At 35.0% G+C, this 15,043-nt stretch carries 13 protein-coding genes and 1 riboswitch; of the genes, 7 read left to right on the forward strand and 6 right to left on the reverse strand.

Translation table 11 applies throughout. From position 1 onward, the window contains the following. The first annotated feature begins 61 nt into the window (after nucleotides 1-61). Nucleotides 62-1,396, forward strand: a complete 1,335-nt coding sequence (locus U860_RS0124200; protein WP_025150538.1) for an FAD-binding oxidoreductase — start codon at nucleotides 62-64, stop codon at nucleotides 1,394-1,396. Between the two features lie 30 nt (nucleotides 1,397-1,426). Here U860_RS0124200 and U860_RS0124205 read toward each other — a convergent pair whose 3' ends face one another. Next, complete coding sequence (locus U860_RS0124205; protein ID WP_025150539.1) at nucleotides 1,427-2,719, reverse strand: methyl-accepting chemotaxis protein; 1,293 nt, start codon at nucleotides 2,717-2,719, stop codon at nucleotides 1,427-1,429. Between the two features lie 210 nt (nucleotides 2,720-2,929). Between U860_RS0124205 and U860_RS0124210 the strand changes: the two genes are divergently transcribed. The 3 genes from U860_RS0124210 (at nucleotide 2,930) to U860_RS0124220 (ending at nucleotide 5,354) form a co-directional block, all read left to right on the forward strand. Then, nucleotides 2,930-3,652, forward strand: coding sequence for an amino acid ABC transporter ATP-binding protein (locus U860_RS0124210; RefSeq protein ID WP_000616905.1), 723 nt, complete (start codon nucleotides 2,930-2,932; stop codon nucleotides 3,650-3,652). Nucleotides 3,653-3,773: 121 nt separating this feature from the next. After that, on the forward strand, nucleotides 3,774-4,568 hold the full coding sequence (locus tag U860_RS0124215) for an ABC transporter substrate-binding protein (protein WP_025150540.1): 795 nt from the start codon (nucleotides 3,774-3,776) through the stop codon (nucleotides 4,566-4,568). Nucleotides 4,569-4,661: 93 nt separating this feature from the next. Beyond that, complete coding sequence (locus U860_RS0124220; RefSeq protein ID WP_025150541.1) at nucleotides 4,662-5,354, forward strand: amino acid ABC transporter permease; 693 nt, start codon at nucleotides 4,662-4,664, stop codon at nucleotides 5,352-5,354. 53 nt (nucleotides 5,355-5,407) lie between these two features. Here U860_RS0124220 and U860_RS0124225 read toward each other — a convergent pair whose 3' ends face one another. Beyond that, nucleotides 5,408-6,493 carry an acyl-CoA desaturase gene (locus tag U860_RS0124225; protein WP_025150542.1) on the reverse strand — a complete coding sequence of 362 codons (1,086 nt, stop codon included), beginning with the start codon at nucleotides 6,491-6,493 and terminating at the stop codon, nucleotides 5,408-5,410. A 579-nt stretch (nucleotides 6,494-7,072) separates the two neighbouring features. Here U860_RS0124225 and U860_RS0124230 point away from each other — a divergent pair. After that, the gene (locus U860_RS0124230; RefSeq protein WP_025150543.1) at nucleotides 7,073-8,599 is read left to right on the forward strand and encodes an FAD-dependent oxidoreductase; all 1,527 of its coding nucleotides are present in this window, start codon (nucleotides 7,073-7,075) and stop codon (nucleotides 8,597-8,599) included. A 139-nt stretch (nucleotides 8,600-8,738) separates the two neighbouring features. Beyond that, nucleotides 8,739-10,052: an aromatic acid/H+ symport family MFS transporter gene (locus U860_RS0124235; protein ID WP_025150544.1), complete on the forward strand. Its 1,314-nt coding sequence runs from the start codon at nucleotides 8,739-8,741 to the stop codon at nucleotides 10,050-10,052. Nucleotides 10,053-10,054: 2 nt separating this feature from the next. Here the strand turns inward: U860_RS0124235 and U860_RS0124240 are convergent, their stop codons facing one another. Together U860_RS0124240 and U860_RS0124245 are read right to left on the reverse strand one after the other, a co-directional pair. After that, nucleotides 10,055-10,837: a nucleotidyltransferase domain-containing protein gene (locus U860_RS0124240; RefSeq protein WP_025150545.1), complete on the reverse strand. Its 783-nt coding sequence runs from the start codon at nucleotides 10,835-10,837 to the stop codon at nucleotides 10,055-10,057. Between the two features lie 113 nt (nucleotides 10,838-10,950). Next, nucleotides 10,951-12,060: a PRK06851 family protein gene (locus U860_RS0124245; protein WP_025150546.1), complete on the reverse strand. Its 1,110-nt coding sequence runs from the start codon at nucleotides 12,058-12,060 to the stop codon at nucleotides 10,951-10,953. 149 nt (nucleotides 12,061-12,209) lie between these two features. Further along, a riboswitch (SAM riboswitch) is annotated at nucleotides 12,210-12,322 on the forward strand. Nucleotides 12,323-12,409: 87 nt separating this feature from the next. On the opposite strand from U860_RS0124245, the gene U860_RS0124250 reads away from it, so the two are divergent. After that, nucleotides 12,410-13,042, forward strand: a complete 633-nt coding sequence (locus tag U860_RS0124250; RefSeq protein ID WP_025150547.1) for a cyclase family protein — start codon at nucleotides 12,410-12,412, stop codon at nucleotides 13,040-13,042. 37 nt (nucleotides 13,043-13,079) lie between these two features. On the opposite strand, the gene U860_RS0124255 is transcribed toward U860_RS0124250, so the two are convergent. Both U860_RS0124255 and U860_RS0124260 read right to left on the reverse strand, forming a co-directional pair. Continuing rightward, nucleotides 13,080-13,463 carry a hypothetical protein gene (locus tag U860_RS0124255; protein ID WP_025150548.1) on the reverse strand — a complete coding sequence of 128 codons (384 nt, stop codon included), beginning with the start codon at nucleotides 13,461-13,463 and terminating at the stop codon, nucleotides 13,080-13,082. Between the two features lie 229 nt (nucleotides 13,464-13,692). Beyond that, a complete protein-coding gene (locus tag U860_RS0124260) occupies nucleotides 13,693-14,919 on the reverse strand; it encodes an ATP-binding protein (protein WP_025150549.1) in 1,227 nt (408 codons plus the stop codon). Between the last annotated feature and the right edge of the window lie 124 nt (nucleotides 14,920-15,043).

The following is a 15,043-nucleotide window of genomic DNA, read 5'->3' on the forward strand; positions in this document are numbered from 1 at the left end:
CGTTAAACACGCTCTTCATATACTAATACAAGCTCATTTTATTTTAGAAAGGAGATATAAATTGAAACAAACAAAATTAACTGGTCGTATCGTTGTTCCCTCAGATCCTGAATATGACATAGCGCGAATAAATTTAAATTTAAGCATTCCAAAACTCCCTTGTATTATTGTTTTTTGTCAAAATAAAAATGATGTGTGTAACGCCTTAAAATGGGCACGTGAACGTCATATACCGTTTCGCTTAAGAAGCGGACGTCATAGCTATGAAAATTTTTCTCTTTTAAATAGAGGACTTATTATCGATGTGAGTGAAATGCATCGCATTACTGTTAATACATATAAATTAACAGTAACAATTGAAGCTGGTGCAAATCTTGGCACTGTTTATAAAGAGCTTTGGAATTATGGTGTTACAATACCAGCTGGCACAAGTGCAAGCGTTGGAATTGTTGGATTAACACTTGGCGGTGGCATCGGTATGCTTTCACGCTTATTTGGATTAACATGTGATCAATTAGTAGAAGTTGAAATGGTACAAGCGTGCGGTAAATCTGGCGCAAAACTCATTCGTGCAAACGAGCAAGAAAACTCTAACTTATTTTGGGCATGCTGTGGTGGTGGCGGTGGAAATTTCGGAATTGTTACTTCCTTAACTTTTCGAGTCCACCCTATAAAAAACGTATCAATATTCTCTCTTACATGGGAATGGAAAGACTTTATTGCTGCATTTCAAGCTTGGCAAGACTGGGCACCTTATATAGATGAACGTCTCACTTCATCAATCGAATTATTCTCAAAGCAACGAAATAAAATCGAAGTACAAGGTGAGTTTGTTGGTTCTCCCTCTGAACTCCATTCCTTATTATCTCCTCTTCTTGAAACTGGTAGCCCCTCTCTCTTTATAGATGAAGTTCCTTATATAAAGGCTGTTGAATTTTTTAACAGCGGTAACATCCCTGAAAAATTCAAACGCTCAGGTTCCTACGTATATAAACCTATCCCTCTTAAAGGCATTCAAATTATGCAATATTTTCTTTCCCATGCACCAAATAAAGATGCGAGTATTTGGCATCAATCACTCGTAGGTGCTGTAGAAAATATTTCTCCTAATGAAACCGCTTATTTCCATCGCAAGGCAATCATTGCTCAAGAATATATTACTTCTTGGAAATGCGACGATGAAGAAAATCGAAATATACGCTGGGTTAAAGACTTACGAGAAAGTTTAGATCCTTATACACTAGGCGACTATGTCAATTGGCCCGATATCGACATTAAAAATTGGCAAACTAGTTATTATGGCTCTAACTTTCAAAGATTGCGTAAAGTGAAAACCTTATATGATCCTTGCAATGTTTTTCGTTTTCAACAAAGCATTCCCCCTTTTCATATATAAAAAGGAAGAACAGAATGCTGTTCTTCCTTTTTACATTGAAAACCGTTCAATTGTTCGTTTCAAATCAGCTGCTTGCTTCTCTAAATCTTTTAATAATTGATCAATTACTACCATATTTTTAGACTGTTGTAGCGTCACACGTGCCACTTCTTGTGACCCAGCTGACGTTTCCTCAGCAATTGCTGCTACAGCCTTTGTTTGTGCTCCCGTTTGATGAATATGACTCACTTGTTCATTCATATAACTACTAATTTGCTTGGTTGCATCGGCGACTTCCATAATACTTGATGACATTTCTTTTAAAATTAATTCTGTAGCTTCTCCGCGTTTCGCCTCTTCCTTAGCTGTTTTCACTTGCTCGGTCATTTTCATGGCGACTTGTTGCACTTCATCCTGCATATTCCGTAATAACTGCGATATGTTTCTTGCAGAATGATTACTTTCATCAGCAAGTTTACGTACTTCTTCTGCTACAACCGCAAAGCCTCTTCCATGCTCTCCTGCACGGGCTGCCTCAATAGAAGCGTTGAGTGCTAATAAATTCGTTTGGCTAGCAATCTCACTCACAACAGAAACAATATGTTCAACTTGTTTCATTCGTTCTTCTAACTTCTGTACATTTTGCATCGAATCTTCATTTTCTTTCGCCAATGTTTGAATACCTTGAATTAAAGAGGTAAAGACACGAGTACTTTGCCCTAAAGCTTGAACCATTTCTGAGGACAATTGATCAGAGTGTTTCGCCTTTTCTTCTACTTCACTCGCAATAGAAGTCGTTGTATCAACAGCAGAAACAATCGCCTGAATTGATGCTGCTGATTGCTCAGCACCAGAAGAAATCTCTGCAAGGGTTTCAGACACACCTTGTGCTTGCTTAGTCGCTTCGCCTGTTTGTTTTCTAATTTGCTGAACTTGATTATTTGTATACGAAAATGTAGTATCAATATTTTTTACCATGCCCCTTAAGTTTCCTAGCATCATATTAAATGCAACACTTAAAGATTTAATCTCATCATCTGTATTTGGCAATGGGACATCTTCACGAATATCACCATCAGCCGCTTTCCTTGCAGCTTCCTCTAACTTCCGAAGTGGTTTAATTAAAAATATTGCTGCCCCATATGCTAAAATTCCAGACCATACTACACCTAATAACATAACGATAATATTATAAACAGTTTGACTTACATAACTTTGAAAATAATCATATATAACGTAAATAAAAAATAAACTTGTTGAATATGTAATTAAAGCTAAAACTGTAGTAAATAGCATAAGCTGTATACGCAAGCCAAAGGAAAATGTTTTCCTTTCTTTTTCCATCTCTTCTTTCCCCCTTCTTATAAGCAATATAAGTACTACCTATATATCATTATCCATATTTTCGTTATAGAAAGATATAAGGATTTTAAAAATCATTATTTCCTTGAATATCAAATCCGCCGAAAAAAATAAAGGATTCTGACAATTTATGACTAATAACAGAAATAAGGGGCAACATTTGTAAAATATATTTTTGACTGGAGGTTTTGTATGATTCAAGTTCAAAATCTAGTAAAATCATTTGGCTCACTTGATGTTTTAAAAGGAATTGATTTAGAAGTAAAAGAAAAAGAAGTTGTTGTTTTAATTGGTGCCAGTGGTTCCGGAAAAAGTACATTACTTCGCTGTCTTAACTTTTTAGAAATGTACGATGAAGGTGAAATTCACCTTCAGGGTGAACGAATTGATCCAAAGCATTCAAATTTAAACAAAGTCCGTGAAAATGTCGGTATGGTTTTTCAGCACTTTAACCTCTTTCCTCATATGACCTCACTAGAAAACATCATAGAAGCACCTATTCACGTTAAAAAATTGGAGACAGCAAATGCAAAGGAGATTGGGAATCAACTCCTACAAAAAGTCGGCCTACAAGATAAGGCTGACGTAACGCCCCACCTACTTTCAGGTGGCCAAAAACAGCGCATTGCGATAGCAAGAGCTCTTGCTATGAATCCTAAAATTATGCTATTTGATGAACCTACCTCAGCCTTAGACCCTGAACTTGTTGGAGAAGTATTGCAAGTTATGAAAGAACTTGCTGAAGAAGGAATGACCATGGTTATTGTTACTCATGAAATGAATTTTGCAAGAGATGTAGCTGATCGCGTCATCTTTATGGATGATGGAAAAATTGTAGAGGATGCTCCTCCAGCGCAATTCTTTTCAGCTCCATCACATGAACGGGCAAAGCAATTTTTACGCAATGTTTTATAATGTAACTTCTATTTCAAGCGTAAAGAAATACATTCATACGGCGCACAACTAATTGTCCAAATAAAATATCTCGATAACATACTTAAAACCATCCGTATGATCAATATATAGGAGGGGTTCTATGAAGAAGAAATTATTAACCATTGTTGCGAGTATTACATTATGTACATCCTTCATACTAGGAGCCTGTAGTAAGGAAAGCTCTACTACTTCATCAAACGGTGAAAAGGAATTTCGTTATGCAATGAGTGGCTTATACAAGCCGTTTAATTATAAAGAAAATGACGGAAAGCTTGTCGGCTTTGATGTAGAAATAGGTGAGGCACTTGCTAAAAAAATGAATATGAAACCCGCTCCTGTTACAAATCCGTGGGAAACGCTAATTCAAGGTCTCAAAGCGAAAAAGTATGATGTAATACTGGGCAGTATGGCAATCACAGAAGAACGATTAAAAGCTGTCAATTTCTCAAATCCTTATTATCGCTCTGGTGCCCAAATTTTTGTATCTAAAAAAAATACATCTATCTCTTCTCCAGAAGACTTAAAAGGTAAGAAAATTGGTGTTGTAAAAGCTAGTACCTTTAAAAATCTTGTCACAAAATATACAGATCAAATTACAGAATACGATAGTGACATTACCGCTCTTATGGACTTAGAGCCTGGGCGTGTTGACGCGGTAATCACTGACCAGATGGTTGGTTTACGTATGATAAAAGAAGGAAAATCTAATATAAAAGAAGCTGGAAAGCCATTAAATCTTGATGAAATGGGAATTGCTATTCGCAAGGATGATAAAGAAATGGTTGAGAAAGTAAATAAAGCTTTAGATGAAATCATTAAAGATGGTACGTATGAAAAGATCAGTAAAAAATGGTTTGGCCGTAATATTCTTGGGGAAGAGGCAAAAGCGAAGTAAGTTAGCTATTCAATGATTCCATAAATCATGCCCCACTTTTCATGTGGGGCATTTCATTCCCTACTAAAATCCACACAATATGAGGTGACACATATGTTTGAAATTTTTATTTCTACCTATCCTACACTCTTAAAGGCTACTATTGTCACATTACAATTAACATTAACATCCCTATTACTAGGTTCACTAATTGGATTACTATTCGCCTTCTTTCGAATCTCTAACAATAAGGTTTTAAATAGTATTGCTCATGTATACATCGCCATTATTCGTGGTACACCTTTAATTGTTCAAATCGCGATTCTCTATTTTGGGATTACATCTGTTGTTGTTTTTACCCCTTTTTGGGCAGGAGCAATTGCTTTAGCAATTCATAATGGGGCATATATTACAGAAATTTTCCGCGGGTCAATTCAATCCGTTGACCGGGGACAATTGGAAGCTGCTCGTTCTTTAGGCATGCCTTATCCTTTAGCGATGCGCCGTATTATCTTACCGCAAGCATTTCGCCTATCTCTTCCTCCTCTAGGGAATCAATTTATTATTGGATTGAAAGATTCTTCCCTTGTTGCTTACGTAGGGATGTCCGAATTATGGGGATCAGGTTTATCGATTGCCGCAGGTAACTTCCAACAATTAGATACATATATCATTGTTGGTGTATATTATCTCGCACTTGTTCTTCTATTTACTTATCTTGTTAGTCTGCTAGAAAAACGACTACAACGAAAAGAAAATAACTCTGTCCACGTCAATACAAAGAACAAGAAAGAAGTTTCTTTATAATAAAAAGCAAGCTCCAAGAGAGCTTGCTTTTTCACTTTAAAATATATCTAATTTTATTGATTTACCTTTTTAATAGCCTCTTTTTCCTCTATATGTTCCTCACGATATGAAATATTATGAGGGTCTAGTCCATTTCCTAAAGAACCGTAGAAATGTTCTTTATGAGGATCAATTAACTCACTTCCTTGATAGTACACACGTGGTGTATTCCAAAGCGCTGCCAATGCTTTTGTCATTGGCATTTCGTGATAACGTTCCGGCCACATTTCTTTAATTTTCTCTTTTACTAACGGATAGTATTTAGAGCTCATAGCAGGAAACAGATGATGTTCTGTATGATATGAGAAATTGAAATGTAAAACGTCTACCCAGCGCGGCACTGTTACTGATAAACAGTTTGCTAATGGATCATTTACTGGAACAATTGGATTTAAGCGATGATTTGTTGCGATATATGCCATTACAATAAAGTTAGCAATTAACAACGGAATCACGTATGCAAATAACCACTTTGCAGGTCCCATAATAAACAATAGACTAATCCAAACCGTCCAAGGCAAAAGAAGTTGAAGCCATACAGATTTTTGATTGGATGACTTAAATTCCTTAATAAAATGAAAGAACATTCGAGTCGAATGCAATGTAAATTGAATTGTTAGTGACAGAAAACTAAAGAATGAACGAACATGAAGAGGCATGTGATATACCCAGCTCAAAAATTTACTCTTTTTAAGTTTCTCAAGTGTCGGCCATGCATCTGGATCATTCTCTTCATGCTGTGTGTGAACATGATGCGTTGCATTATGCCACTTTCTCCAAAGTTTTGGACCAGTTGATAATGGCATAAATGCAATCGCACCTAAAAAATCACGAAGCCATGCTTTTCTTACAACCGTTCCATGTAAAATTTCATGTCCTAAAAATCCAAGTGAAGCAAAACATAGTCCAAGAACAATTGCAATTCCTAGATTTGCCCACACATTCAATTCAAATACACCAATCGTTATTAACCCCGCCAATGCCACAAGTAAATAAGCCAGTCCACCAAATAAACGAGTAGGAACTGGTTTAAATGCTTTTTTTGGCAAATGTGGTGATACACGCGCTGCATACCACCCAAACGTATGAAGCTCCTTCATCCTTTTGCCCCTTTCTTATGCCGCGCCCTGCGCAACTTGCATATATCAATTCTTGCTTCCAGATTGATTTTACTAGGCGATCCAAAAAGCATTTATCATAAGGAAAATATACTCACTCTATCGTCACTTATTTTTCGCTTTTATTATCAATGAAAAACATTTCTCTTTTTACTCTCTATCAACCTTTCCACATGATGAATCATAACAATAGACTTTCTATATTGTCAATAACTTTTATGACCTAGTAATAAAAGTTGGTTATATTTTTATAATTATACCTTATTTCAATAAAGAGAAAGTATAGGTTTTATAAGGATTTATCCGTTATATATATAAATATACTTAAAAGCTACAAACTCTATCTCACTCAAGAACTCTCTACGTATTAACAAATATGATCACTTGAATTTAGTTTTATATAAAGCATACCTCTTCATACTAATCCCCAAAAATAATTATTTTAGAATAACTATATCTTTTGTTCATCAAAATTAAAATCCTTCAAAAATAGCACACATGAATTCCATATAATATGGAGATATTAAAAGGAAAATTGTTCTAAATCAGGAGGTTTTCGTAATGACAGATGACACATTTCCACAATTGCCATCATCCTATTGGATTAAATCCACTCAGTTTCCTACTTTTCCTCATTTATCCGAAAATATAAAGACAGATGTTGCTGTCATCGGTGCTGGTATTACAGGCATTACCACTGCCTATTTACTCGCTAAAGAAGGAATGAAAGTTGTTTTAATTGATTCTGGCTCTATTTTAAATGGAACAACTGGACATACAACTGCAAAAGTAACAGCACAACATGATCTTATTTATGACGAATTAATAAATCATTTTGGTGTTGAAAAAGCTCGGCTTTACTACGAATCAAATAATAAAGCTCTACAATTTATAAGCGAGACTGTGCAAGCATATAAAATTGACTGTAATTTCACAAATGAAGATTCCTATTTATATACAACTACTAATAATGGATTACGAAATTTAACGAAAGAATATGAAGCCTATCAAAAATTAAATATTCCTTGTGACTATGTTCAATCCCTACCCCTACCTATTCCAGTACAATCAGCACTTGTAATGAAGAATCAAGCGCAATTCCATCCTCTCCTTTATTTAAAAACACTTTTAGAAAAGTTTGTGGAAATGGGTGGAACAGTTTATGAACAAACAACAGCGCTTGATATTGAAAAAGGGGTTTATCCACAAGTAATTACAAAGAGTGGTCACCGCATCACTTGTGGATATGTCGTCTCTTGCTCACATTTCCCTTTTTATGATGCTAATAGCTTTTTCTTTACGCGAATGTATGCAGAACGTTCCTATGCTCTTGCTATAAAAGCGAAAACAAATTATCCAGGAGGCATGTATTTAAGTATTGATGATCCAAAACGCTCCTTACGCTATATAACAGACAATGGTGAACAACTAATTTTAATCGGTGGAGAAAGCCATAAAACAGGGCAAGGGATTAATACGATGCTTCATTATGAAGCACTATATTCCTTTGCTGAAGCTACTTTTGGAGTAGATGAAGTTCCTTATAGATGGTCTGCACAAGACTTAATTACTTTAGATAAACTCCCTTATATCGGACATATTAATGAAAGTAATCCAAATATATTTGTTGCAACAGGATATCGTAAATGGGGTATGACTACTGGAACTGCAGCAGCTCATTTACTAAAAGATTCAATTACAAAAATTCACAATCCCTATAAAGAACTTTTTGTACCATCACGCTTCCACTCGAATCCGGACATAAAATCATTCCTTACACAAAACATCGATGTTGCTAAACATTTAATTGAAGGGAAAATTGAAATTGCTTTACGTAAACCAGAAGATCTTGAAGTTGGCGAAGGATCTGTTGTACGTGTCAACGGTAAACGCGCAGGTGCCTATAAAGACAAAGAAGGAGAATTACATATTGTCGATACAACTTGTACGCACCTCGGCTGTGAAGTTGAATGGAATAACGGTGATTGCACTTGGGATTGTCCTTGCCACGGATCTCGCTTTTCAATTGATGGGGACGTTATCGAAGGCCCAGCAGATCAGCCATTGAAACGAGTTGATAACGAGTAAAAAAATAAAGAAGTTCAACGGAAATCCCGTTGAACTTCTTTATTTTTATGAAGATTTTTCAGATAAATTCCGACAAAAGAAGGAAAATGTTAGCATTCAACAAAATAATATATTAATTTACAAAAAAGAGGTGAATACTATGCAACCTTCTGCTCCACCTCATCTAGAATCTACAAAAACTACCTTTTCAAGCTCTATTACAAAACTTGTTGTTTTTATTTGTTGGCTAGCCATTCTAGCTGACGGATATGATTTAGGTATTTACGGTGCCGTTCTACCAAAGCTCCTAGAGGACAATAGTTGGGCCCTATCACCAGCTCACGCTGGAACAATTGCCAGCTATGCTTTATTTGGGATGTTTATTGGTGCTATTCTAGTTGGAACCATTACAGATCTAATTGGACGAAAATGGACACTCATATGCTGCCTAGCCCTTTTTTCTATTACAATGGGCTTAGCTGCAATTGCTCCTTCTCCGGAATTATTCGGGCTATCTCGATTTATCGGAGGAATTGGATTAGGTGGTGTTATCCCAACAGCTTCGGCACTTACTGTTGAGTATTCACCCCAAAAGCGACAATCTTTTATTTATGCACTTATGTTTACCGGCTATCCTTTAGGTATCGTACTAGGCGCCATTTTGTCCATGTTTATGTTAGAAGATTTCGGATGGAGAATTATGTTTGGAATCGGAATGATTCCGCTACTTCTCATTCCTTTCATTGTTCGTTATTTACCTGAGTCCATTCAATTTTTGCTGTCACGTAATCGGCAAGAAGAAGCGAAACAAATTCGTGATCGTTTTCAAATTGAATTACATGTAAGAAAAGAAATTCCTCAAACATCATCTAGTATACAAAAGAAAAACGGATTCCTTACATTATTCTCAAAAGAATACATGAAAGCAACTCTACTTTTCTGGACCACTTATATAATGGGAATGTTTTTAATATACGGTTTAAACACTTGGCTACCACAGATGATGCGCCAAGCAGGATATCCACTTGGATCTAGTTTATCATTTCTACTTATGCTAAACATTACTGCAGCTATCGGTGCATTATTTGCCGGGGCAATCGCGGATCGTATAGGAGCCAAAATTGTTATCAGCATCTCCTATCTTATGGCGGCCATATGTATCGGACTATTAACAATTAAACCATCCATTACAATCATTTATCTTTTAATTGGTCTTGCTGGAATTGGATCAGTCGGTATTACTCAAATATTAAATGCGTATGTAACACAATACTTCCCATCGCATATCCGAGCCACCTCTTTAGGCTGGGGACTTGGCCTTGGACGAATTGGCGCAATCGCCGGTCCAGTTCTTGTTGGTATTATTATGACAATGCAATATGACCTGGCATGGAATTTTTACTTATTTTCATTTGCAGGTCTTATCGCAGCCATCTCTGTTTTCTTTATTCCTACAAACAAAAAAAGAGCATAAACTTACTTGTGCTCTTTTTTGTATACTTCAAACAACATATTTCGAAATAATGTATTTAAGCTTTCAATATCGATGCCTAGCCCCTTTTCAATCCCTTTCACGTATTGCTGATAATAATCAATTTGCTCTTCTAAAAATTGATTTAACACATTAATTTTTAGACCAATATCCAATTCAGTACCCGCTTTTTTCTTTATTAGCAACTTTTCAATTTCATTCAATACAATAGGCTCTACTGATAGTTCCGTAATTAACCGGTCAAATTCTACAGGGGGCAATGTCCCTTTCTCTTCTAACCATTTACAGGCTAAAATAGGACGTAATACGTAAAAGTACTTTTTCAACTTTACATTTTCACCTTGTAAAAATTCACGATAGTTTTTTGAAGCCATATGTAAGTAATGATATATTGTTGATTTCGGATCAAAATCCTTTTCACTCATTTGCTGAAGTTGTTCCGGAAGATTAGAGTTTTTCGAATAAAAAATCGGTGATCGAACCCATTCAAGTAACGCTGGATTTGACTTTGCAAATAGTTGCAATGCCTTTTTAATATCCCAACCACTTATGTCTAAATCATCGCTAATTGGATATTCAATTACATCACGTTTATCATGAATTGATAAATACCACTCTACAGGACGTATATAGACAAACCTAACATCATAATCACTATCTTTCGACGGAAATCCCCACGCCCTGCTCCCTGATTCTACAGCAAATAAAATTTTCACATCATTCTCTTTTTCAATTCTTTCTAATTCTAATTCAATTTTCCCTTTCATTTCATACCCTCCCTATTTTTTGATCATTTCCCTGGAAATTCGACAAATGTACTTCTAATTTTACTACATACTAAAATAGCTGTCAGAAAATTCCCGACAGCCCAACAAAACACTTATTTTTTCTTTTCAATTACAGCAATTGCAATTCGTTCAATCTCTTTTTGAATTTCTTCTTTATATGCATCGACTTTTGAAAAATCCATAGCAGCAATATAAATTCGTTCTAATTTATCACGAACTGATTTTGCCTTCGCTAAGAAAGACATCGCCTCATTCATTTTTGTTTTATACTGAATTGAAACGTCGCGAATTTCCGTAGCATACTTCTCATCTGTCCCTGGTGTAACAATGAGATCATACATATCAATAATTTCATCACCTTCACGACTTGGAAAATATTCATGCGGTGCTGTGCTATCAAAAATTGCAAATCCTAGTTCCCTTACAATAATCATATCGAGACTATTTGGATCAAATCCACAATGATACACTTCTACTTCAAAACCTTTTTCTTCTGCTGCCTTGGCTAATTTTTTAAGCATCGTTGATTTCCCGGAACCTGGGCGACCTTTTATAAAATAGCGATGCGGCAGTCCTTCTGTTAAATTAGGAACGAAATCAACCGCTCCCTTCGGTGTAGCAGCCCCTAAAAAACGGTGTTTCACAATTGATTTATCTCCACTTTTATCTGCAAATAGTTTCTGTATAAGTTGATCTGTTAATTCGTTTGCTTTATTAAAATCAATGTTATTAATATATATTTTCTCCCACTCATCATGTATAACTAACGCTTCTTTAAAACATCCATAAGCTGTTTGAAAGGCTTTACTTGCTTCTGAAACGAATCGTTCAATCTCTAATTTCTGCTTTCTTAATTTATTTGAGTCCCAAGCAACCCCTAAATTTATATACTCTTCTACAACTCCAGGCATTTTCGGCTCAATAACGTGTGGCGATGTCCCATCGACAATTCCTACATTTAACTTCGGAATAATTACACCGTCAACTGACTTATTGTCAGAAGAACAATGTAAAAATTCAATATTATATCCTTTTTCAGCCCATTCACGCCCAATTGCTTTTATTAAAGAAGACTTCCCTGTTCCTGGACCGCCTTTTAAAATAAACAACCTATCTAGCCCTTTTAAACTCTCTTCATACAAGCTATAAAATCCTCTAGCTGTATTTCCACCAGCAAAATAGTTCAATACATTCCCTGTCACTGCACCCACCCCTTCGCAGCATTCTACTTACATAAGCTACAATATGCGAGATACTTTATTTGGGTGAATACCTATTTTGTATTGCACTAAAAAAGGAAATGAATTACAATTAAATAAACAAAAAATTCCGAACCTTAAAACTGAATATACCTTTATCAAGAGAGGCAGAGGGACCGGCCCTTTGAAGCCCAGCAACCTCAGTTTATAAAAACTGAATAGGTGCTAATTCCTGCAAAATGCTTTGCATTTTGGAAGATAAAACTTAACTACTGTATGTAAAGCTCATCTTTCTTGATTATGGAAGATGAGCTTTTTATTATTTTAAAAACATATATTGGAGGTATTTAGGATGAAAGTAATTGACCTATCACAAACGTTTGAAAACAATATGTCTCAATTTCCTGGAACACCTAAAATCCAACTAGAAGCAATTACAAGTGTTGAAGAGACAGGATATCAAGTTACAGATTTTCATTCTGTCGTTCATGTCGGCACTCATTGCGATGCTCCTGCGCATTTTATTTCTGGTGCAACAACAATTGATCGATTACCCCTTGATCAATTTGTAGGCGAAGCTGTTCTTATCGATGTAACTCATGTTCAAGAACGAAAGTTGCCTAAGGAAGTACTAAATACCACCGACATAAAGGAAGGAGATATTGTTATTTTCCATTCTAATCTATCTAATAAATGGAACACGGAATCTTATGCGAAAGAAGCATTTTATCTTTCCGAAGAATTAGCTGAAGAACTAGTTAAATTAAAAATAAAATCTGTCGGTTTAGATTTTATTTCTCCTGATGAAGTAACTACAGAAACATCACCTATTCATCACATATTACTAGGGAATAACATTTATTTAATTGAAAACTTAACAAATCTAGATTCCATTAAAACGAAGCGCTTCTTTTTCTCAGCAGCACCTTTAAAAATTAAAAATAGTGATGGTGCTTTTGCCAGAGCATTCGCCGTTATTTTTTAAAATAAGAACTACTTGAGGACAACAAAAAAAGCAAAGATCACTTTTGACCTTTGCTTCTATATTTTTTATTTAAGTTAAGAAAGAATTGTTCCACCCGTGGGCGTACCCAAGCTAAATAATCTTTATCTTTCTTCTTTGTACAAGCTATCTCTTCTCCATCTACCATTCCGACAAGTTCTAGCTCTAACATTTGCCTCGTGAATGCTAACATGTCTACTTCTTCTGCCGGATACTCTTCTTTTAATTTCTCCTCAATTTCTCCCAATAAAAAACCGTCACGCATCATTGCTAGTGCATCAATCCAAAGTGGCGGCATTTCATATTTTTCTCCTGTAATCGTATCTTTTACAATATAATTCTTTTGCTCTTTTCGAAATTGAATCGTGTGTAAACATACAGCCGAATTTAATGTTAATTCCATCATACCACCCCTTTCATCATATCTGCATAGAAAAAAGGATGCGCGTGCACCCCTTCTTTTCTTTTCATAACACTACCGAACCGTTACACGAGCTCAAAGCTTCATGTCGATATTTTCCTCCATTATAAACGAAGTGTTTTATAAAAAAAACCCTTCTTGAAACATTTTATAAAATGTTTATATTTACACAACAAGAGCACTTTTCTGAAAAATTTTTTCTTCTAATGCACTACGCTGTTGGTAAATAAATTTTCACTTTCGTTCCTACGCCCATACTACTTTGAATTACGATACTCCCTTGATGTTCTTCAATAATTTTATATGTAATCATTAACCCAAGACCTGTACCATTCTCCTTTGTTGTATAAAATGCCTTTCCGATTTTCTCTATCTTCTCATTCTCTATACCAAAACCTTGATCTTCGACAGAAATACACAAATTATCTCCAGCTTTTTTGAATGCACGAATATGAATGTCTCCACCTTCTGGCATCGATTCTATTCCATTCTTGATAATGTTTAACAACACTTGTTTTAATTGCTTATCATCGCCATTTATAGCGGGTAAATTTCCATCTACTTGCAAGTGGAATTTCACCTTATATTGAGACGCATAACTTTCCATTAACTGTACAACATATAAAAGGATTTCTCGTATATTACACCATTCATAATTAATCGGTTTCGGCTTTCCCAATAACATCAATTCACTAACAAACCCGTTAATCCTCTCAATTTCTTGTAGCATAATCTCATAGCTCATCACATCAGCAGGGTTTCTTTCTTTTTGGATTTGTGTAAATCCTTTTAGAGCTGTTAATGGATTTCGAATTTCATGAGCAATTGTTGTAGACATAGTCCCAATTACAGCTAAATTTTCGGTCTCTTTCATAATGTTCATCATCTCAACAACTGTTCTTACATAAGACTGAAATCGTTTTAACAAAGAATGTGAAATAATAAAAAAGAATACACATAAAACAAGCGGAATCACAACTTTTATATCTTGTAATACCAACGTAAAAAATACATATTTTCCAATTACACTAAAGGAAACTAAATAAAAATATTTTCTATTCACAAAAATCGGTGCAAATAAAATTAACAGTATTTCAACCATATTTCCGTTTTCAAAAACACGATCACTGTGTAGATAAATCATTAGGTTATTAATAAGATCAGTAAGCATGTACCCAATTAAAAATAAATATTTTACAAAATAAACATACCCTTGTTTTTGAAGATATATTGAAATAGGAAATAAAGATATTACTAATATATATACACCTATCCCCATACCACCTTCTGGCCAACCTATCGTTGCCTCATTAATATCCATAGCAGGATAAACAAAATAATAGATAACGTCATATAAAAAGAATATAATATAGAATAATAATAAAAATACTTTTAAAGCTTCTCTTTCTTCATAAACCAAGCTTTTGAATTTGTTCATATAAAAACTCCTCTTGATCAATACCCCAAAAATATTTCAAATTTTATCCCTTTAAATTATAATTATGAAATTGCTTTCAGGGCAATATGTAACCTTCTAATACGAAAAGATCCCGTATTAAGAT

Source organism: Bacillus sp. H1a, assembly GCF_000633475.1.
GTDB lineage: Bacteria > Bacillota > Bacilli > Bacillales > Bacillaceae_G > Bacillus_A > Bacillus_A paramycoides.

Coding starts and splice junctions, on each gene's coding strand:
- U860_RS0124205 (WP_025150539.1), bottom strand. CDS start 2,719: ATGGAAAAAGAAAGGAAAACATTTTCCTTTGGCTTGCGTATACAGCTT.
- U860_RS0124210 (WP_000616905.1), top strand. CDS start 2,930: ATGATTCAAGTTCAAAATCTAGTAAAATCATTTGGCTCACTTGATGTT.
- U860_RS0124215 (WP_025150540.1), top strand. CDS start 3,774: ATGAAGAAGAAATTATTAACCATTGTTGCGAGTATTACATTATGTACA.
- U860_RS0124220 (WP_025150541.1), top strand. CDS start 4,662: ATGTTTGAAATTTTTATTTCTACCTATCCTACACTCTTAAAGGCTACT.
- U860_RS0124225 (WP_025150542.1), bottom strand. CDS start 6,493: ATGAAGGAGCTTCATACGTTTGGGTGGTATGCAGCGCGTGTATCACCA.
- U860_RS0124230 (WP_025150543.1), top strand. CDS start 7,073: ATGACAGATGACACATTTCCACAATTGCCATCATCCTATTGGATTAAA.
- U860_RS0124235 (WP_025150544.1), top strand. CDS start 8,739: ATGCAACCTTCTGCTCCACCTCATCTAGAATCTACAAAAACTACCTTT.
- U860_RS0124240 (WP_025150545.1), bottom strand. CDS start 10,837: ATGAAAGGGAAAATTGAATTAGAATTAGAAAGAATTGAAAAAGAGAAT.
- U860_RS0124250 (WP_025150547.1), top strand. CDS start 12,410: ATGAAAGTAATTGACCTATCACAAACGTTTGAAAACAATATGTCTCAA.
- U860_RS0124255 (WP_025150548.1), bottom strand. CDS start 13,463: ATGGAATTAACATTAAATTCGGCTGTATGTTTACACACGATTCAATTT.
- U860_RS0124260 (WP_025150549.1), bottom strand. CDS start 14,919: ATGAACAAATTCAAAAGCTTGGTTTATGAAGAAAGAGAAGCTTTAAAA.